Source organism: Pengzhenrongella frigida (assembly GCF_004168625.1).
Taxonomy (GTDB): Bacteria; Actinomycetota; Actinomycetes; order Actinomycetales; family Cellulomonadaceae; genus Pengzhenrongella; species Pengzhenrongella frigida.
This window is the reverse complement of the sequence record NZ_SDWW01000029.1, coordinates 1-19,739: the sequence shown is the minus strand read 5'-3', so window position 1 is coordinate 19,739 and position 19,739 is coordinate 1. Positions and strand designations below refer to the sequence as shown.

Here is a 19,739-nt window from a genome sequence, read left to right as displayed (position 1 = left end):
TCTCCTCGGTAACTGCCCCGGGTCGCGAGCGCGGCGCGCTCACGTGAACCGGAGACCGGTTGGACATTGTGCCAGAACAGGGCCGGGGTTCCGAATGTTCCCGTTTCCCCGCCCCATCCGCCCACCGGTGGGACGACGAACCCCGGCGCGGCGAGGACCAGATTGTTAGCCTCGACCTCAGACGTCCCAGGTCACCGCCGGTACGCCAGCACCGAGTCTGCACGGGGGGCCTCCATGAGGGAGCACGGGTCGTGGCCGGGCTTCGACGCCGCACAGCTCGAGCAGTACCTCGCCCTCGGGTACGTCCCCGACGCGGACGGCCCGGATCCCCTGCGACTGCTGGCGCGCTGGACCCGCCGGCCGCGACGCGACCCGGCCACGGTGTCGGAGCAGGCCCTGGTGACCGAGGGCGTGCGCGCGCTGCGGGCCGCCGTCGAGCAGGCCGCCTCGGCCGCGGGCACCCGCGGGGACCAGGTCGTGTTCCTCAGCGGCGGGCTCGACTCCCGCACGATCCTGGGCAGCCTGCTCGAGATCTTCGACCGGTCCGAGATCCTCGCCGTGACGTTCGGGAGGCCCGGGGAGCAGGACTTCGACTTCGCCGCCCGGGTGGCCACGGTGGCCGGCGTCCGGCACGAGACCCTCGGGTCGGCCGGTGTGGAGTGGACCACGCAGGGCCTCGTGGACTCCGTCCTGGCGCGGCAGATCCCGTTGCCGTTCCCGTTCGGCCAGCGGTACCTGAGCTATCTGCTGCACGCGCGGGTCGGGCCGGACAACGTGTTCTGGGACGGCCTGTGCGGGGACGAGGCCGGCGACTTCCGGACCCCTGTGGCGGGCGAGGAGTGGACCTGGACGGCGGCGGTGGACGAGTTCCTCGAGACGCAGCTGCTGCCGGACTGGCAACGGCTCGCCCGCCCGGGGTTCGATCCGCGGTCCGCGATGCCGTCGGAGCCGTGGTTCGACGACGACACCGTGTACTTCTACGACCAGCTCGAGTTCGGCATCCTCGCCCGGTCCAACACCGGCACGCGTCTGCTGCGCGACTACACGATCTGCACGCCGTTCCTGAGCCAGGCCTGGCTGGACTTCTGCCTGAGCCTGCCCACCCGGTACCGCCAGAAGGCGTACCTGTACCAGGAGATCCAGAAGCAGGCGCTCCCGACGCTGTTCTCCCTGCCGGTGACGACCTACGGCGGCGGCGCGGTGCTCGAACCGTCGTTCACGCGCAGGTCGCGCAACCTCCGACGTCGGGTGGTGGGCAAGGCGGGCCGGATGGGAGTCCCCCTCGGGCCGCTCGGACGGGCGCCGGCTCCGGCCGGTGCGAACGCGGCGATCCGCGCGGCCTACCGGCACCCCGGCCCGATCCGCGACCTGGTCGAGAGCAACCTCGCCGATCTGGCCGACCGGGGCGTGCTCGACTGGATCGACGTCGCGGCGGTGCTGCCGGGCGTCCTGGCCCCGGCCCGCTACAACCCCGGGCGGCACACCGGCGTGCCGGCCAGCGACTCCGTCATCACCCGGCTCCTCGGCCTCGAGATCAACCTCAAGGCGGTCGAACAGCACCGGAGCCGACCCGGATCGTGAGATCCAGCCCGGCTCCGGTGCGTCGCGCGATCGATCCGGTGCCTAGCGGTCCCGGTCACCCGCGTTGAGGGGGCCGGTCGTCTTCTGCACCTGCAGGAGGAACTCGACGTTCGAGCGGGTCTCCCGCAGCTTGCCGAGGAGCAGCTCGATCGCCTGCTGCTGGTCCAGGGCGCTCATCACGCGGCGCAGCTTCCAGTTGATCTTCAGCTCGTCGGCCGGCACGAGGATCTCCTCGCGGCGGGTACCGGACGCGTCGACGTCGACGGCCGGGAAGATCCGCTTGTCCGCGAGCTGACGGGAGAGCTTGAGCTCCATGTTCCCGGTGCCCTTGAACTCCTCGAAGATGACCTCGTCGGCCTTGGAGCCGGTCTCGACCAGGGCCGTCGCCAGGATGGTCAGCGAACCACCGTGCTCGATGTTGCGCGCCGCACCGAAGAACCGCTTCGGCGGGTACAGCGCGCTGGAGTCGACACCACCGGACAGGATGCGCCCGGAGGCCGGGGCGGCGATGTTGTAGGCGCGCCCGAGCCGGGTGATGGAGTCGAGGAGCACGACGACGTCCTGGCCCAGCTCGACCAGGCGCTTGGCCCGCTCGATCGCGAGCTCGGCGACCGTGGTGTGGTCGTCGGCCGGCCGGTCGAAGGTCGAGGCGATGACCTCACCCTTGACCGTGCGCTGCATGTCGGTGACCTCTTCAGGACGCTCGTCGACGAGCACCACCATGAGGTGGACCTCAGGGTTGTTCGTCGTGATCGCGTTGGCGATCGCCTGGAGCACGAGGGTCTTGCCCGCCTTGGGCGGCGAGACGATCAGGCCGCGCTGGCCCTTGCCGATCGGCGAGACCAGGTCGATGACCCGGGTGGTGAGGATGTTCGGCTCGGTCTCCAGCCGCAGGCGCTCCTGCGGGTAGAGCGGGGTGAGCTTGCCGAACTCGGGGCGACCGTGCGCCTCCTCCGGGCTACGACCGTTGACCGAGTCGAGTCGCACCAGCGCGTTGAACTTGCTGTTGCGGCCCGCGCTCGGGTTCGGGACCTCGCCCTCGTGCGGCTGGCGGACGGCGCCGGTGACGGCGTCTCCCTTGCGCAGACCGGCCTTCTTGACCTGACCCATGGCGACGTACACGTCCGTGTCGCCGGGCAGGTACCCGCTCGTGCGGACGAACGCGTAGTTGTCCTTGATGTCGAGGATGCCCGCGACCGGGAGCAGGACGTCGTCCTCGCTGACCTCGACCTCTTCGTAGCCGGCGAGGTTGTCCGCGCCGCCCGGACGGCCGCCGCGCGTGCGCTTGTTGCGATCGCGGTCACGGTACCGGTCCCGGCTGCGGCGGCGACGGCCACCGCGCTCGTCGTCCTCGTCCGGGGCGTTGTTCGGGTGCAGGGGACGGTTGGGGTTCTGGCGCTGCTGGCCGGCCTGGTTCGCCTGCTGGTTCGCCGCGGGCGGGGCGGACTGGCCCTGGTTGCCCTGCTGGTTCGACTGCTGGATCGGCTGCCGCTGCGACCGGTCGTCGCCGTCGGACTGCGCGTACTCGGGCGCGACCTGCTCGCCCTGCGGGGCGCCGACGCCACGACCGGACCGGCGCGACGTGCGCTCGGGCCGCTCGGTGACGGCCGCCACGGACCCGACCGCGTCGATCGCGCGGGCCGCCCGGTCGCCCCTGGTCTCGCCACGGGTGTCGTGCTGGTGAGAGTCGGCCTGCCGGGACTCGGCGACGGCGCGACGCACATCGAGGATCGGCGCGGCAGCGCGCTCGTCGGTGTCAGCCTGCTCGGCCACCTCCGGCTGGGCGCCTCGCACCGGGCGCCGCGTGCGGGGCGCACGCTCGACGGTCGCGACGGCGACGGCGACGGGGGCGACGGCGACGGGGGCGACCTCGGTGGTTGTTGCTGCCTCGGTCGTCCGACGCGGCTCTGCCGTCCGGGCCGCCGTCCGGGTCGGCGCGGTCGCCTGGGCCGGCGCCGTCGCCGTCGCCCGGGCGGGGCGGCCGTCGCGGCGCTCCTTGATGGCGTCCACGAGGTCGCTCTTGCGCATCTTGGACGTCCCGGTCACCCCGAGCTGGGACGCGAGCGCCTGCAGCTCCGGGAGGCGCAGCGCAGAGATCGCGGCGCTCCGGGTAGATCCGCCCGCAACGCCCGGCTGGGTGCCGTTGGCACCCGGGGCACTGTTCACGGCGGCATCGATGGTTTCGGTCACGAAGGATCCTTCCCCCTCGTCGGCGGCCAGCCGATCAGCAGAGGTGGCCGCGATCTACGTCCGGCGCCAGACGGCCGGATCGTTGCTCAAGCCGCACGCTCGGCATGCAGAGATGCCGGAAAGCGCGGGGCTGGATTGCCTCCGGCTCGGCCGGCGCGCACGTGCGCGGTCTCGGATCCAGATCCAGGGGGCTCGTTCATATTAGCACCGGTCCCTGCGCCAGTCCCGCTTTCGGACGTCGCGGAGCGGTCGAACCGAACGCTCCCCGAGCGGCCCGGCGCCGCTCAACCGGGGATGCGGTCGACCCGGGCGCCGGCACCGTCCACGCCGGGGCGCAGCACCTGCCAGCCCCCCATGACCCCGCCGAACACGGCCCGCACCGCGTCGTCGGCGTCGGTCGCACCGCCGCCGGTCGCGCGCGCGAGCGCCAGCACCGTCGGCCCGGCACCCGAGACGACGGCCGCCACCCCGAGCGCGCGCAGGGCGTCGACGAGCGCGAGGCTCTCGCTCATCACGTCCGCGCGGTACCTCTGGTGCAGCCGGTCCTCCGTCGCGGGGAACAGCAGGTCCGGACGACGGGTGAGGGCCTCGATGAGCAGCGCGGCGCGGCCCGCCTGGAACGCGGCGTCGGTGTGCGGAACCGAGGCCGGGAGCACGCTGCGCGCGCGCGAGGTCGCCAACCGCGTGCTGGGCACGAGGACGATGGGAGTGAGGCCCGGATCGATCGCGATGCGGACGGCCTTCGGGTCGTCGGCATCGGACCAGGCGATCGTCGCGCCGCCAAGGATGGCCGGCGCCGCATTGTCCGGATGCCCCTCGAGCTCGGTCGCGAGCCGGAGGGCGACCTCGTCGTCGAGCGCCTCGGGGTCCCCGATCAGGCCGCGCGCGGCGAAGATGCCGGCGACGACGGCGGCCGCGGACGACCCCAGTCCGCGACCGTGCGGAATCCGGTTCACGCAGGTGAGGTGCAACCCGGTCTGCGGCGCGCCGACGTGGTCCAGCGCGAGGCGGACCGCCCGGATCACGAGGTGCGTCTCGTCGTCGGGCACCTCGCCCGCACCCTGGCCCTTGACCTCAACGACGACACCGGGCGAGCCCAGCGCGCGGACCTCGAGCTCGTCGCGCAGCCCGAGGGCGAGCCCGAGCGAGTCGAAACCCGGACCGAGGTTCGCACTCGTCGCCGGTACGCGGACCCGGACATGGTCGTGCCCGAGCCTCATGCGCAGTCCCCCATCTCCGCGCGCGCCCTAGTCGAGCTCGAGCGCGCGGGCGATGGACACCACGTCCGCGCTGACCCGCACCGGGGTGACCTCGGCGCCGTCGGCCGTGCGCAAGGCCCACTGGGGATCCTTGAGGCCGTGGCCCGTGACCGTCACGACGATCCGCGCCCCCGCCGGGACCCGGCCCTGCTCCGCGAGCATGAGGATCCCGGCCACGCCGGCCGCGGAGGCGGGCTCGACGAACACGCCGCACTCGCGCGACAGGATCCGGTGCGCGGCCAGGATCTGCTCGTCCGTGACGGCCTCGATCAGCCCGCCCGACGTGTCGCGCGCGGCCTCCGCCTGCGCCCACGACGCCGGGTTGCCGATCCGGATCGCCGTCGCGATCGTCTCGGGGAAGGTGACCGGGTGGCCCAGCACGATCGGGGCCGAACCGGCGGCCTGGAAGCCCCACATCATCGGGAGCCGGGTGGCGGGCCCCGACTCCGCGTACTCGGTGTAGCCCTTCCAGTACGCGGTGATGTTGCCGGCGTTGCCGACTGGGAGCGCGTGGATGTCCGGCGCGTCGCCGAGCGTGTCGACGACCTCGAACGCGCCGGTCTTCTGCCCCTCGATCCGGTCGGGGTTCACCGAGTTCACGAGCTCGACCGGGTAGGCGTCGGCGAGCTTGCGCGCGGCGATGAGGCAGTCGTCGAAGTTGCCGTCGACCTGCAGCAGGCGCGCGCCGTGCGCGATCGCCTGGCTCAGCTTGCCCATCGCGATCTTGCCGTCGGGAACCAGCACGGCACAGACCATGCCGGCCGCGACCGCGTAGGCCGCCGCGGAGGCGGAGGTGTTGCCGGTCGACGCGCACACGACGACCTTGGCGCCCCGCGAGGCCGCCGCGGAGATCGCCGTCGTCATGCCGCGGTCCTTGAACGACCCGGTCGGGTTCATCCCCTCGACCTTGAGGAACACGTTCGCGCCCGTCCGCACGGACAGCGCGGGCGCCGGGACGAGCGGCGTGCCGCCCTCCCCCAGCGTGACCACGTGCGTCTGGACGTGCGCGGGCAGCCGGTCGGCGTACTCGGCGATGATTCCGCGCCACTGGTGGGCCATCAGGCTCCTTCAACTCTCAGGACGGACACGACACCGGTCACCGAGTCGAGTTCGGCGATCGCCGCGACGGTGGCCGCGAGCGCGGCGTCGGTCGCCGCGTGGGTGGTGATGATCAGGTGGGCCAGCGCGCCGGGGACGGCAGGTCCGCCGGGGACGACCGGCGCGCCGCCGTCGGGCCGGGGGGCCTGCCGGACGGCCTCGATCGAGACGCCGTGCTGCGCGAGCACCGCGGCGACCTGCGCGAGCACGCCCGGCCGGTCGGCCACGTCGAGCCGGATCTGGTACCGGGTCACGGCGGCCGAGGCCGGCAGCATCGGCAGGTCGGCGTAGCGCGACTCGACCGGGCCGCGGCCCCCGAGCACGCGGTGCCGCGCGGCCGAGACGACGTCGCCCAGGACGGCGGACGCGGTCGGTGCCCCGCCGGCGCCGCGACCGTAGAACATCAGCCCACCGGCGGCCTCGGCCTCGATGAACACCGCGTTGAACGCGCCGTGCACGCCGGCGAGCGGGTGGCTGGTCGGGACGAGGGCGGGGTGCACGCGCACCGACACGCCGGCGTCGGTCATCTCGGCGATCGCCAGCAGCTTCACGACGTGCCCGGTGCGCGCGGCCCAGGCGACGTCGTCGGCGGTGACCCCGGTGATGCCTTCGCGCTGGACGCAGCTCAGCGGCACGCGGGTGTGGAACGCGATCGAGGCCAGGATCGCGGCCTTGGCCGCCGCGTCGAAGCCTTCGACGTCGGCGGTCGGGTCGGCCTCGGCGTACCCGAGCGCCTGGGCCTGCGCGACGGCGCTCGCGAGGTCGAGGCCCTCGGTCGCCATCTGGTCGAGCACGTAGTTGGTGGTGCCGTTGACGATCCCGAGGATCCGGCGGATCTTGTCCCCGGCGAGCGACTCGCGTACCGGGCGCACGAGCGGGATCGCGCCGGCGACGGCGGCCTCGAAGTACAGGTCGACCCCGGCGGCGTCGGCGGCGGCGTAGAGCGTGGGACCGTCCTGCGCCAGCAGCGCCTTGTTGGCGGTCACGACGCTCGCCCCGGCGGCGATGGCGCGCAGCATCAGCGTTTTGGCCGGCTCGATCCCGCCCATCACCTCGATGACGATGTCGGCGCGCTCGACGAGCGCCGCCGCGTCGGTGGTCAGCAGGGCCCGGTCGATGCCGGGGCGAGAAGCGTCGAGATCACGCACGGCGATGCCGACGAGCTCGAGCGGCGCACCGACGCGCGCGGCGAGGTCGGCACCCTGCTCGGCGAGCAGCCGGACGACCTGCGTGCCCACGACCCCGCAGCCCAGGAGGGCCAGGCGCAGCGCGCGCCCCTGTGCGGCGCCCGCGGGCGCACCGTCCGAAGCTGCCACGTGTGCGCGCCACCCTTCATCCGTTGACCTGCCCGTACCGCTCCCGCGTGCACGTCCCGCGGCCGCAGGATGCCTGCGCGCCCGCACGACCCCACGGGCCGCAGAGGGCGAGGGAATCCTTGCCGTCCAGGTACTCTCCCGGACGGCCGTCTCAGGATACGGGTGCCGACCCCGCCTCCGGCCCCTCCCGACCCGCCCTACCGGCCGCACCGGCCGCCGAGTGCGGGACTTGCGCTGCTGGTCAGGCCGTCCGAACAGCATGTTGCCCGCACTCGCGGTTCGTCCGGGCGGGAGGTGGTGGGTCAGCCTTGGTCGAGGGCGTGGAGGTCGGCTTCGGTCTCGCGGCGGATCAGGGTGCGGACCGTGCCGTTCGTCACCGCGAGGACCGGGGGGCGCGGGACGTGGTTGTAGTTGCTCGCCATCGACCGGCCGTACGCGCCCGTGGCGGGCACCGCGAGCAGGTCGCCGCGGGCGACGTCGGCGGGCAGGAACACGTCGTGCACGACGATGTCGCCGCTCTCGCAGTGCTTGCCGACCACCCGGCACTGGACCTGCTCGGCGCTCCCGGTCCGGGAGGCCAGCGCGGCGGTGTACCGGGCGTCGTACAGCGCCGGACGCAGGTTGTCGCTCATGCCGCCGTCGACCGAGACGTAGGTGCGGGTGAAGGCGGGCGGGCCGTCCACCGTGACCTCTTTGACCGTCCCGATCTCGTACACGGTGAACGTCGTCGGGCCCACGATCGCCCGGCCTGGCTCGATCGAGATGCGCGGCACCGGTGTGCCCAGCACGCCGCACACGTCGCCGACCACCCGGGCGAGCTCGCCCGCCACGCGGACCGGGTCGATCGGGACGTCGTCGGGCAGGTAGGCGATGCCGAACCCGCCGCCGAGGTCGACCTCGGCCATGAGGTACCCGCTCTCGGTCGCCAGCTCGGCGCGCAGACGCAGCAGCTTGCGGGCCGCCTCGGTGAACCCGGTCGGGTCCAGGATCTGGGAGCCGATGTGCGAGTGGATCCCGCGCAGCTCGAGCTCGGGGCGCGCGAGGACCGCGAGCAGCGCGGCGGCGGCCTGCCCGCCGGCGATCGACAGCCCGAACTTCTGGTCCTCGTGCGCGGTGGCGATGTACTCGTGCCCGCCCGCGTGCACGCCGGTGGTCACGCGGACCATCACCGGCGCCGGCCGGCCGTCGCCGCGCGCGCGGACGGCGTCGGCCAGGCGTTCGATCTCGGTCAATGAGTCCACGATGATCCGGCCGACACCGGCGTCCAGGGCCCGCGTCAGCTCGGTGTCGGACTTGTTGTTGCCGTGCAGCCCGATGTCGGCTCCAGGTACGCCCGCGCGGAGCGCGACGGCGAGCTCTCCGCCGGTGGCGGTGTCGACCCGCAGCCCTTCCTCGTGCGCCCAGCGCGCGACGGCGACCGACAGGAACGCCTTGCCCGCGTAGTAGACGTCGACCTCCGTGCCGATCGCGGCGAACGCCCGGGTGAACGCGTCCCGGTAGGCCCGGGCACGCGCCCGGAAGTCCGCCTCGTCGAGCACGTACGCCGGCGTGCCGAACGTCGCGGCGATCTCCCGCACGTCGACGCCCGCCACCCGCAGCGCACCGTCCGCGCCGCGCGTGACCCCCGCCGACCACAGGTCTCCGTCGAGCGGCGACCCGTCCTCGGTGGGCGATCCCGTCGCGACGCCCGCCGGTGCGCTGACCGGCACGACCACGTCGCGCGCGCTCACATCCGCTCCGGGGCGCTCACACCGAGCAGGCCGAGCCCGTTCGCGAGCACCTGGCGGGTGGCGTCGTTGAGCCACAGGCGCGTGCGGTGCAGGTCCGTGACCTCCTCGTCGCCGAACGGCGCGACCCGGCACTGGTCGTACCACTTGTGGTAGGACCCGGCGAGCATCTCGAGGTAGCGCGCGACCCGGTGCGGCTCGCGCAGCTCGGCCGCCTGCGCGACGACGCGGGGGTACTCGCTGAGCGCCCCGATCAGCACGCTCTCGGCGACGTGGTCGAGCAGGGACGCATCGAAGCCGTCCGCACGACGCACGCCGGCGTCGGCCGCGTTGCGGGCGACGTTCGCTGTGCGGGCGTGCGCGTACTGGACGTAGAACACGGGGTTCTCGTTCGTCGCCTTGGTGAGCAGGTCGAGGTCGATGTCGAGCATCGAGTCGGTCGACGAGCGGGCCAGGGAGTACCGGGCGGCGTCCACCCCGACGGCGTCGACCAGGTCGTCGATGGTGACGACCGTGCCCGCGCGCTTGGACATCCGCACCGGCTGGCCGTCCTTGAGGAGGTTGACCATCTGGCCGATGAGGATCTCGAGGTTGGTCCAGGGGGTGTCCCCGAACGCCGCGCACATCGCCATCATCCGGCCGACGTACCCGTGATGGTCGGCACCGAGCATGATGATCACGCGGTCGAAGCCGCGCTCGCGCTTGTCGAGGTAGTACGCCAGGTCGGCGGCGATGTACGCCGCCTCGCCGTCGGACTTGATGATGACCCGGTCCTTGTCGTCCCCGAAGTCCGTCGTGCGCAGCCAGGTCGCGGCGTCCTTCTCGTAGATCCGGCCCAGTGCGCGCAACCGGGCGATCGCGCGGTCGACGGCGCCGGAGTCGTGCAGCGAGTTCTCGTGGAAGTAGACGTCGAAGTCCACGCCGAACGCGTGCAGCGACGCCTTGATCTCCGCGAACATCAGGTCGACGCCCGCGGCGCGGAACGCCTCCTGCGCCTCGTCGTCGGGCAGGGTGCGCGGATCGGGCCGACCGGCGGTGGCGGCACCGGCGATGACCTGGTCGGCGATCTCGGAGATGTACGCACCGCCGTACCCGTCCTCGGGCGCGTCCTGGCCGCGGGCCGCCGCGAGCAGCGACTGGGCGAACCGGTCGATCTGCCCCCCGTGGTCGTTGAAGTAGTACTCCCGCGCGACCTTCGCCCCGGCGGCCTGCATGATCCGTGCGAGCGAGTCGCCGACGGCGGCCCAGCGGACCCCGCCGATGTGGATCGGCCCGGTCGGGTTGGCCGAGACGAACTCGAGGTTGATGGACTCCCCCGCGAGCGCGTCGCCGCGCCCGAACGCCGCACCGGCCTCGACGGCCGTGCGGACGAGCTCGCCGGCGGCGGACGCCAGCAACGTGATGTTGAGGAAGCCGGGGCCCGCGACGTCCACGGCGCTGACTCCGGGCACGGCGGCGAGGCGCCGGGCCAGCTCTTCGGCGAACGCGCGCGGCGCCATGCCGGCCTTCTTGCCCAGCTGCATCGCGATGTTGGTCGCCCAGTCGCCGTGCTCGCGCTGGCGCGGACGCTCGACGTGCACCGTGGTCGGGAGGTCAGCCGGGTCGAGGGCGAAGGTGCCATCGGCCACGGCGTCGGTCAGGGCGGCATGCAGGGCGTCGGAAAGGCTCGCAGGTGTCACCTGCGCGAGTTTACCGAGTGTCCGCCGGCGCTCCGCGCCGCGCCGGTCAGAGCGGGTAGTCCAGGTAGATCGCGATGACGGCGTCGTGCGGGCCGCGCAGGGTGAGCGCGGCGGTGTAGTTCGTGGCGACGATCGTCGTCACGTCGCCGACCTCGTAGATCCGGTAGGCGACCTCGTCGCCACCGTCGCCCTGGTCGACCAGCTGGTCCGGGGTGAAGGCCGCGTCCTGGGTCGTGGCCCACGCCTCGCCCTCGGCCTCGGTGGTCCAGTCGGTCAGGAACACCTCGACGACGCTGGTGCCGTCGGTGTAGCTCGCGGTGTACGACTCGAGCGCGCCGGCCGCGACCAGGGCGTCCTGCGGGACGAACCCGTCGGTCGCGAAGCCCGCGACCTCGAGCGGCGCAACGTCGAGCAGCGGGGTGAGACCGGTCTCGACGCCGGTCTCGTCGCTCGTCTCCTCGCTCGCCGCGGTGGGCTCCGCGGACGGTTCACCGACCGACAGCTCGCTCTGCGTGTCGCCGAGGTCGAACGTCGCGGTGCCGACGCCGGCGATCAGCACGAGCGCGATGAAGAGGCCCCAGAAGAGGGTCACCAGCGCACCGAGCACGATCCCGGCGATCGCGAGCCCGCGGCCGGAGGTCCCGTTCGCCCTGGTCCGCTTGAGCCCGAGGATGCCGAACACGATCGGGATGACCCCGAAGCCGAGGATGCCGGTGACGAGGGCCGTGATCGAGAAGCCGTCGGTCGAGGTCGGCCGCTGGCCGTACGCACCGGGCTGGGCGTAGCCGGTGGGCTGGGCGTAGGTGGGCTGCTGCGCGTAGCCCTGCGGCTGCGGGTAGCCCTGCGGCTGCGCCGTGTGCTGCGGCTGCGCGTAGCCCTGCTCCTGGGCGTATCCCGGCTGCTGCGCGTAGCCCGCCTGCTCCGCGTACCCCGGCTCCGATTCGGCTCCTGCGTCGGGCCCCTGCTGGTCGTTGCTCACGGCATCCCTGTCACTCGTTCGGGCCGACTCGCCGTCGACCACCTCAGGCACAGCACCCATGTGTTGTGCCTGCTCAGCGTAGGGGTGCGGCCACCACTGCGGGTTGATCTTCCGGCGCGTCCGGCGCGGCGTCGCCACCACGCGGACCCCAGAGGTCCTCGAGCATCCCGGGCCGGCACGCGACCACCCCCGCCACGGCGAGCACCACCACCGTCCCGATCAGGAACGCCAGGGCCGCCGTCCACGTCCCCGTCGCACCATGGAGGATCCCGACGAGCAGGGGCCCGAGCGCCGCCGCGGCGTAGCCGATCCCCTGCACGAACCCGGAGAGCGCCACCGCCCCGGCGGCCGTCCTCGTCCGGAGGCTGAGCAGCGTGATGACGAGCGGGAAGACGCTCGGCGCGAGCCCGAGGAAGACGATCCACACGGCGGTCCCGCGGCTCGGCGAGAAGATCAGGCCGAGGTAGCCGACGACGAAGCAGGCCGCGAGCGCGAGGACCAGCGGGAGCGCGTTGCGCATCCGGGCGGCCAGCGGTGGGACCACGAAGGAGCCCGGCAGCGCGAGGATCGCGAACAGCGCCAGCCACCGCCCGCCGTCGTCGGCCGTCAACCCGGCATCGGCCAGGACCAGGGGCAGCCAGGCGAAGACCGCATAGACGTTGAGCGAGTTCATCCCGAACAGGATCGCCAGGCCCCACGCGAGCGGGGTGCGCGTCACGCGGCCCGGTGCGCGGCGCGGCGGGCTGGCCGGGCGCGCCACCACCGTCCGCACGATCACGACCACCCAGGGGACGACGGCGACGAGCCCGACCAGCGACCAGGAGGCGAGCGTCAGGCGCCAGCCGATCGCCTCGGCCACGGGAACCGCGAGCAGCGCGGGGATCGTCGTGCTGAACGCCATCGCCATCGAGTAGACGGCCGTCATCGCGCCGATCCGGTCGGGGAAGTACCGCTTGACGAGCGGCGGCAGCAGCACGTTGCCCATCCCCATGCCCGCCAACGCGATCACGGTCCAGGCCAGGAAGCCGGCCGGGGTGCTGGTCGTCGCACGCACGATCTCGCCGATCGCGCTGGCGGCCATCGCCGCGACCAGGACCTGTTCGAGGCCGAACCGGCGCGCAAGCAGCGGCGCGAGCGAGCCGAACACCGCGAACGAGACGACCGGGATCGTCCCGAGGATGCCGATCTGCGGGTCGGTCAGCGCGACGTCGGCGCGCACGGCGGTGAGGATCGGCGAGACGGCCGCCACCGCGATCCGCAGATTGAGCCCCACGAGCACGACGCCGATCACGGCAACCCACCGCCCGCGCCATGGACGACGGACGGTGAGCGCGGTCATGGGCCTCGTTCTGTGCGCGGACTGGCGTGGAGAGAGCGAGGGGAGTTGACTGCACCGCATCGCTAGTCAAGGAGAATACCTGGGATGAATCGTCGAACCGGTCTTATCGATCAGGCCGTCGACCGGCTGCGCGCCCAGATCACGGGCGGCACGTGGCCCGTCGGCAGCCGCATCCCCGCCGAACCCGCCCTCACCGAGATGCTCGGGGTGGGGCGCAACACCGTCCGTGAGGCGGTCCAGTCGCTCGTGCACGCCGGCCTGCTGCAGCGCCGTCAAGGCTCCGGCACCTACGTGGTGGCACGCTCGGAGCTCGGAGTGACGATCGGTCGCGAGATCGCCGACGCCCGCCAGCGCGACGTCCTCGAGGTGCGCCGATCGCTCGAGGTCGAGACCGCCCGCCTGGCGGCGCACCGGCGTACCCCCGCGGACGTGGCCGACCTGATCGCGCACCGCGAAGCGCGCACCGCGGCCTACAGCGCGGGTGACCTCGACGCCATGGTGTCCACCGACCTCGACCTGCACCGCGCCATCGCGCGGACCGCCCGCAACCCCGTGCTGCTCTCGCTGTACGAGAACCTGCTCGGCGCGATCGGGGAGAACATCCGGTTCAACTTCGAGCGCCCCACGCACACCGACGACAACCACGACGGCCTGGTCGACGCCATCGCCGCCGGCGACGACGAGCGCGCCGTCCGGGAGATCACGACCTACCTCTCCAAGCAGCTCGGCGAGGGCTGAGCCGCTGGCGCCGGTGCGGGTGGCGATGCCCGTGCCGGTGGCGATCACGGGGGTCCGTCTGCGTGCGGTAGTGTCTTGCCCCGTGCCAGATGGTGGCACTGGCCCGCGTAGCTCAGTGGATAGAGCGTCCGCCTCCGGAGCGGAAGGCCGAAGGTTCGAATCCTTTCGCGGGCACCCTTCTCACCTGCACAAACGTCCGGCCGTGCCAGGTACGTGCCAGATCCGCTCGAGATCGAGAATCTCGCGGACTTCACCCGATCGCCACAACGACGCGCCCCTCGGCCCTGGTGTGGGGTCGAGGGGCGCTCGTGTGTCAGGTACGACAGATCAGACCGCGCCGCTCATGTTCAGTTTCCGAATGGTCGCTTCCGGCGACGTCTTGCCGTGCCAGTCCGTGTGCTTGGTCAGGTTGCGCGTGAGGGCCGCGCAGATCGGGCACTCGGCAGGTTCCGGCTGGTTGGTGCTGCTCTCGGTCATCTCAACGGCTCCTCGTTGTTGGTAGTACCTGAACCCTAGACGGCTCGCATCATCGCCAGGCGCCGCGCGACCGCTGCTGCCGTGCCTGCCGGGTCGCTGATCTCGGTGATATTGAAGGTCGCACTCGATGCCACGCTGGCACCGCTCGAGCCCGCACCAACCAGCCCGCCCTCGGCATACCCGCGCGCGTTGATTGCGAGCAGGTTCGATACGCCGAACTTCTTCGCGGACGATGCCTTGATGACGACCTCACCCTTGTGGACGATGCCCGCGGGCTGATACTTCGCGCCGTCGCCCGTGTAGCCGCCGTCCGCATAGGCCGTCTGACCACCCGCGCCGCCCATTCCTGTGGCGATCGTCACCTTGTGATTGGCGTTGCTCGTCAGGAATGCGTCGATCGCCCGCTGTGCATTCTCGGTATCGATCGTCACCTGAGAGACGACGTTCGCCGGGATGAGCCCGAGCTGATCAGCGAGGATTCCTGCCTCTTCAGCACCCATGCCCATTGCGTCGGCCGCGAGCAGGAATGCCTCGCGCGTCGAGCCCATCTGAGCCTGAATCTCAGCCTGAGATGAACCGTTCGCACGCATCGACTCGATGAGTTTCCAGCCAGATTCGGAGATCCCGTCAAGCGCCGCCTGATTCGCGCGACCCTTCTCGGTCGTGATGTCGAGCGTCTTTCCGTTCTCCTCGAGCGATGCCGTAGCGTCGTCGATTGCAGCCTGTAGACCGCGCTGCGCATCACGCTCGGACATGACGACACCGGACGCCTCGGACTGGATCCCGATGAGCTCCGTCAGCGCGTCGACCTGTTCCGTGATCGACACGCTCGTGTACTCGTATCCGGCTGAGAGCGCATCCTGTGCGCCCGTGGCCTCCTGGTCGATGAGCAGCTTCGCGGCGACGATCCCCTTGGCATCCGTGAGTCGAGCGCCCTGGTCCTCGATGTTCGTGATGAACCGCTGCGCCATGCCCTCGTTCTTCTGGGACATCGAGAAGTTGTTGTCCATCCACTCCTTCGCGCCCGACGTCGCCGCGGCCATCGCTTTCGGCTGACCCTCGTAGGCTCGCGTCAGGGTCTCGATCGAGACTCCCATCTGCTCGGCGGCCTCGACCATCGACTTGCTGTTGTTGATCCCGAACGACTGATCTTTGGTCAGTTCAGCCGAGATCCACGCCGCTGAGTTCTCCGTCAGCGCGCCGTTCTGCTGGTCGAGTGCGTCGGCGAGCGAACTCACCTTCTGCGCCGCCTCGCCCTGCGCGGTGGCCCATGCCGTGACCCCGATCAGTCCGACCGTGAGCGCGGCCCCGACGCCGCTCATGGCGATCTTGGCCCCGTTGGCAGAGAGCCCCATCGTCTTGAGCGCGTTGCTCGTCTCCACGATCCTCGGGGCGGCGATGAGGAACCCACCGCCGAGCAGACCCACCGCCGCGACCGTCCCGCCGATGGCGAGCGCCGTGCCCTGGATGCCCTCGGGTGCGCTCCCGAACGCATCGACCATGCCCGTGAGGTTCTGGGTCATGTCGCGCAGGATCGCGTTAGCGCTCGAGCCCGTCTGGATGAGCGCCGTGTCGAACGCCCCCCCAAGACGCTCGAGATCGCCGCGCAGGTTGTCCGTCTTGAGCGCCGCGGTCTCGGCCGCGTAGCCCTGGTCGTTGACCTTCTCCGTCCATGCCTCCACGCCCGTCGCGCCCTCGTTGTAGAGCACGCTCGCCGCGCGCACCGCATCAGAGCCGAAGATGACCGACATCGCGGCGTTGCGAGCCTCGGGGGTCAGGTCCTTCATCGAGGTCTGGAGGTTGCCCGCGAACTCGGAGAGCCCGACGAAGTTGCCACCAGAGTCATACGCCGAGATCCCGAGCTCGTCCATCGCCTTCTGAGCCTCGGCCGACTGTGGGGTGAGGCGGGAGAGCATCGCTTTGAAGCTCGTCCCGGCGTCCGAGCCGATCAGTCCCGCGCTGGCGAACGCCGCGAGGCCACCCGTGGTCTCCTCGATGCTGAGCCCGGTCTGTGAGGCCACAAGCCCGGCTTGCTTAAGGGCCATGCCCATGTCCTCGACGGACCCCTGAGCCTTACCCGCACCAGCCGCCAGGAGGTCGGCGACGTGCGGGACGTCGGAGCCCTCGAGGTTGAATATGTTGAGCGCCGTCGCCGCGATCTCGGCAGCCTGGCCCACGTCCATCGCGCCAGCCGCTGCGAGGCTCAGCGCGCCGTCGAGCCCGCCTGCCAGGACGTCGGTGGTCGAGATCCCCGCCTTGGCGAGCTCGTCCATCGCGCCCGCTGCCTCGGTCGCGCTGTACTGCGTCTCTGCCCCGGCCTGCATCGCTGCCGCGCGCAAGAGATCCATGTTCCCGGTCGTCTCGTGCGTGCTCGCCTTGACGTTGGACATCGCCTGATCGAAGTCAGCGAACTTCGAGATCGCGAGCCCGACGCCCGCGCCCGCCGCGACGCCGATGCCCAGGAGAGCGGTCCCGACGTTCGTCCATGCCGCGCTGTTCTCGTCAGCGGACTTGACCATCTTGCCGAACGCCGACGAGCTGGCCTTGGAGGACTTGTCAGCCGATGTCCCGATGTCCTCCGTCGACTTCGCGGCGTCCTTCATCGAGCGGTTGAAGTCAGCGACCTCTGCCTTCAACTTCACTGATACGGATCGACTAACCATCTGCGTTGCTCCTGTTCGTGTGGGTTGGGTTCGTCTTGTGCAGTAGCCGCGAGATCCCGCTCGTCTGTATCCCGAGCGCGCGGAGCCGAGCGGCGTCGACCACGAGCGGCCACATCTGGTGCATGAGCCCGTTCTCGGCGGCCCAGACCTTCACGGCGTCCTGATACCGGCGCGGCCATGACTCATCCGCGTGCACCCGGCGCTCGATCAGCCGATGCCGGGTGAACCACGCCGACGTCGACCTCGCAGAGCGCCAGCACGGGTGCTGTACGTCCAGCAGTTCGACCGGGACACGCAACGCGCCCGAACGGACCTCGCCGCGCATCGCCGCCGCCCTAGCGGCCCTCCTGTCACTCATGGCGGATCACCCACCCGAGCGCCGTCATCCCCGCCGGCGTGAGACCGAGCTGCCCGCCTAGGTGGCGCATCTCCTGTGCCTGCCAGGCCGATGCGCTCGAGTCGTAGATCGCGCTCGCGTGGCACACGTAGGCGGCCACGGCGGCCACGTAGGAGTCATCCCACTCGTTCGCCTGCGGGGACTTCCACAGGTTGCGCCACAGCTTGCGCTCCTCGGCCGTCCACGCCCTCCCGCGCGGCAACGTCGGGATAGGCAGGTCGCACCCATCGGCGGGGAGCTCGAGGAGTCCCGAGCGGGCGCCCGGGGAGCGGTGCCGAGAGTTCGGCTTGGTCGGGTTCGCGGCGGGGCCTGGCATCACGCGGTCCTCTCTGTTGGGTCTATCTGCTCGGTCGGGAGGGAACTTGCATCACCGGCGGTGCGTAGAAGCGAGGCGAGGCGTCGGTCCCCGCCCACCCCTTGAGGGGTCGCGATGTCCTCGGATCGGGTGTGTTCTTGCAGATGTGCGAGCCCTTTGGCCTGAGATAGCGCCGTTGTGGCGTCGACTGTCTGCCAAGGGCAGGCGTAGCAGCGGGCGTGGCCTTGCCCATCGTGGGGGTAGGCGAGCGCCGAGACGATGACGCGGGTCACGCCGTGCTCGAGGTTGTGGGCCTCGAGCACGGCGATCGCTGCTGGGGCGAACGTCACGCGGCGTCGTCCGGTGCGGCGGCGGTGGCGCTGACCATGCGGCCGTCCTGGTCATAGGTGTAGGTCGCGGGCTTGCCGATGGTCTGCCCGTTGGCATCGGTGGGCGCGGCGACGGCGGAGGCTGCGGCGATGCGACGTTCGAGGCGTGCGGCGTTGGACAGGTGGCTGGTGTGGGTGGTCATGGGTCAGTCCTCCAGGACGGTGAGAGCGGCGCCGGCGATGATCGACCGGACGGAGTAGGGGGTGGTGTTGTGGTGGCCCAGCCCGTAGCGGGCGGAGTCGGGTACGGCGTCGGTGAGCCACGTCTGAGCCGGTGCGTAGTACCCGGGACCGTTGAACCAGTCGGTGACTGCGCCCGCTGCGACGGCGGTCTCGATCGCGGTCGCGAGCTGATCGACCAGGGCCGCGACATCGGTGCGTGCCTTGGCTCGTGCGTCGGCGGCGGGCTGCTGTAGCGGCCACCGGATATCGCCCGCGAGGGCTGAGCACTCGTTGGTCGAGTCGGTGAACGCGGTCTGCTGTGCGGCGAGGTTGCGGGCAGCCTCGGTCCGGTCGGCCTCGAGCTTGGGTGTGGCGGTCGCCTTGGGGATCGCCTTGCCCGCGCGGGCTGCGGTCGCTGCGGTGTCGGCGTCGGCCTGTCGGGCTGCGATGTCGTGAGCCTCGCCCTCGAGGTCGCGCATCGCGGCGAGCGCAGCGCTTGTCTGACGTGCGAGCCGGTCGCGCTCGGTGAGCAGATCGGCCAGGGCCTTAGGCAACAGGTCCAACGGCGGTCGCGACTCGGGGTTGAACCGGGCGCTGCCGTCGTGGGTCATGGGGTTGTGGGTGTAGCGCATCGGTGGTGCCTGCTCTCAGTTGTCGTGCTGGGTCGTGGTCGCCTCGGCTGATGCCGGGGCGGTGAGGTAGTGCGCTGCCTGCGCGTGCGGGCAGGTGGGTTCGCGGCGTTGGCCGCAGGTGTCACAGGACCAGCGCCAACCCTCGGCGGACTCGCGGTAGCGCACGCGGATCTCGGGCGCACCCTCCGTGGTTGTGACGAACGCGAGGAATGACCGGACGTGCGTCCCGGGCCGGCGTGTGGCCGGCGGGGCGGGTACCGGGGCGCTCACGATGTCGCCTCGGTCCTGAGTTCGAGACAGCCGCACTCAAGACACCTGCGGACCTCGAGCCCCGACGTCGAGCGCTCGGTCCGCCAGTAGCTCGCGGTGCAGTTCGGCGCATGCTCGGTGGTCTCGTCCGCCTCGCGTGCGCGCGCGAGAGAGGTCGTCGGAACGTTGGCGGGGGCGGTCACCTCGTCCACACCACGCTTGTCGACGCCTGCGCCTTCCACGACATATAGGCCGCTCCGTTGCTGGCCCTGAGTTGCAGCCCAGCCGTGACGGTCGCGCCGCCAGCGAGTGCCAGCACCTCCGTGTAGGCCACCGTCCCGCCCGAGACGTACACACTCGCGCCGGCAGTGACGCCCAGGATCGTGCTCTGCCCCAGGCTCGAGCCCGCACGAGCACGAGCCTCGAGGTACGCCACCCCGGCTGTCGTCGTGTCGTTCGCCGAGACAGCGCAGATGGTCGTGATGACGGCTTCGGAATTTGTCAAGGTAGTTGAGGCCGGTGGGTGTTAAGCGGCTAACCCGATTCCGGTGTTGTCGGCGGGCTGGTTG

Annotated in this window: 17 protein-coding genes and 1 tRNA gene; 3 read left to right on the top strand and 15 right to left on the bottom strand. The window is 71.5% G+C overall.

Annotation, left to right across the window (positions count from 1 at the left end):
- The first annotated feature begins 234 nt into the window (after window positions 1–234).
- On the top strand, window positions 235–1,581 hold the full coding sequence (locus EUA98_RS12395; protein ID WP_130103004.1) for an asparagine synthase-related protein: 1,347 nt from the start codon (window positions 235–237) through the stop codon (window positions 1,579–1,581).
- A 42-nt stretch (window positions 1,582–1,623) separates the two neighbouring features.
- Here the strand turns inward: EUA98_RS12395 and rho are convergent, their stop codons facing one another.
- From rho to EUA98_RS12355, 8 genes are all read right to left on the bottom strand, one after another.
- Window positions 1,624–3,771, bottom strand: a complete 2,148-nt coding sequence (gene rho, locus EUA98_RS12390) for a transcription termination factor Rho (protein ID WP_207219077.1) — start codon at window positions 3,769–3,771, stop codon at window positions 1,624–1,626.
- A 284-nt stretch (window positions 3,772–4,055) separates the two neighbouring features.
- Window positions 4,056–4,991: a homoserine kinase gene (gene thrB, locus EUA98_RS12385; RefSeq protein WP_130103003.1), complete on the bottom strand. Its 936-nt coding sequence runs from the start codon at window positions 4,989–4,991 to the stop codon at window positions 4,056–4,058.
- 27 nt (window positions 4,992–5,018) lie between these two features.
- Window positions 5,019–6,089: a threonine synthase gene (thrC, locus tag EUA98_RS12380; RefSeq protein WP_130103002.1), complete on the bottom strand. Its 1,071-nt coding sequence runs from the start codon at window positions 6,087–6,089 to the stop codon at window positions 5,019–5,021.
- Window positions 6,089–7,444, bottom strand: a complete 1,356-nt coding sequence (locus EUA98_RS12375; protein WP_242511452.1) for a homoserine dehydrogenase — start codon at window positions 7,442–7,444, stop codon at window positions 6,089–6,091. The genes thrC and EUA98_RS12375 overlap by 1 nt, the downstream gene beginning before the upstream one ends.
- A 302-nt stretch (window positions 7,445–7,746) precedes the next feature.
- On the bottom strand, window positions 7,747–9,081 hold the full coding sequence (lysA, locus tag EUA98_RS12370; RefSeq protein WP_242511461.1) for a diaminopimelate decarboxylase: 1,335 nt from the start codon (window positions 9,079–9,081) through the stop codon (window positions 7,747–7,749).
- 89 nt (window positions 9,082–9,170) lie between these two features.
- The gene (argS, locus tag EUA98_RS12365; RefSeq protein ID WP_130102999.1) at window positions 9,171–10,850 is read right to left on the bottom strand and encodes an arginine--tRNA ligase; all 1,680 of its coding nucleotides are present in this window, start codon (window positions 10,848–10,850) and stop codon (window positions 9,171–9,173) included.
- A 46-nt stretch (window positions 10,851–10,896) separates the two neighbouring features.
- The gene (locus EUA98_RS12360; protein ID WP_165372822.1) at window positions 10,897–11,829 is read right to left on the bottom strand and encodes a DUF4190 domain-containing protein; all 933 of its coding nucleotides are present in this window, start codon (window positions 11,827–11,829) and stop codon (window positions 10,897–10,899) included.
- A 73-nt stretch (window positions 11,830–11,902) separates the two neighbouring features.
- A complete protein-coding gene (locus EUA98_RS12355; RefSeq protein WP_130102997.1) occupies window positions 11,903–13,168 on the bottom strand; it encodes an MFS transporter in 1,266 nt (421 codons plus the stop codon).
- Window positions 13,169–13,252: 84 nt separating this feature from the next.
- On the opposite strand from EUA98_RS12355, the gene EUA98_RS12350 reads away from it, so the two are divergent.
- Together EUA98_RS12350 and EUA98_RS12345 are read left to right on the top strand one after the other, a co-directional pair.
- On the top strand, window positions 13,253–13,906 hold the full coding sequence (locus tag EUA98_RS12350; protein ID WP_130102996.1) for a FadR/GntR family transcriptional regulator: 654 nt from the start codon (window positions 13,253–13,255) through the stop codon (window positions 13,904–13,906).
- Window positions 13,907–14,007: 101 nt separating this feature from the next.
- A tRNA-Arg gene (locus tag EUA98_RS12345) sits at window positions 14,008–14,080 on the top strand.
- 153 nt (window positions 14,081–14,233) lie between these two features.
- On the opposite strand, the gene EUA98_RS19770 is transcribed toward EUA98_RS12345, so the two are convergent.
- From EUA98_RS19770 to EUA98_RS12315, 7 genes are all read right to left on the bottom strand, one after another.
- On the bottom strand, window positions 14,234–14,383 hold the full coding sequence (locus EUA98_RS19770) for a hypothetical protein (protein WP_165372821.1): 150 nt from the start codon (window positions 14,381–14,383) through the stop codon (window positions 14,234–14,236).
- A 35-nt stretch (window positions 14,384–14,418) separates the two neighbouring features.
- A complete protein-coding gene (locus EUA98_RS12340) occupies window positions 14,419–16,902 on the bottom strand; it encodes a phage tail tape measure protein (protein WP_242511459.1) in 2,484 nt (827 codons plus the stop codon).
- Between the two features lie 494 nt (window positions 16,903–17,396).
- Window positions 17,397–17,759, bottom strand: a complete 363-nt coding sequence (locus tag EUA98_RS12335) for a phage terminase small subunit (protein ID WP_207219076.1) — start codon at window positions 17,757–17,759, stop codon at window positions 17,397–17,399.
- 325 nt (window positions 17,760–18,084) lie between these two features.
- On the bottom strand, window positions 18,085–18,270 hold the full coding sequence (locus tag EUA98_RS12330) for a hypothetical protein (RefSeq protein ID WP_130102994.1): 186 nt from the start codon (window positions 18,268–18,270) through the stop codon (window positions 18,085–18,087).
- Window positions 18,271–18,273: 3 nt separating this feature from the next.
- A complete protein-coding gene (locus EUA98_RS12325; protein ID WP_130102993.1) occupies window positions 18,274–18,921 on the bottom strand; it encodes a hypothetical protein in 648 nt (215 codons plus the stop codon).
- Between the two features lie 15 nt (window positions 18,922–18,936).
- On the bottom strand, window positions 18,937–19,191 hold the full coding sequence (locus EUA98_RS12320) for a hypothetical protein (RefSeq protein ID WP_130102992.1): 255 nt from the start codon (window positions 19,189–19,191) through the stop codon (window positions 18,937–18,939).
- Between the two features lie 178 nt (window positions 19,192–19,369).
- Window positions 19,370–19,675, bottom strand: a complete 306-nt coding sequence (locus EUA98_RS12315) for a hypothetical protein (RefSeq protein ID WP_130102991.1) — start codon at window positions 19,673–19,675, stop codon at window positions 19,370–19,372.
- Window positions 19,676–19,739 lie beyond the last annotated feature (64 nt).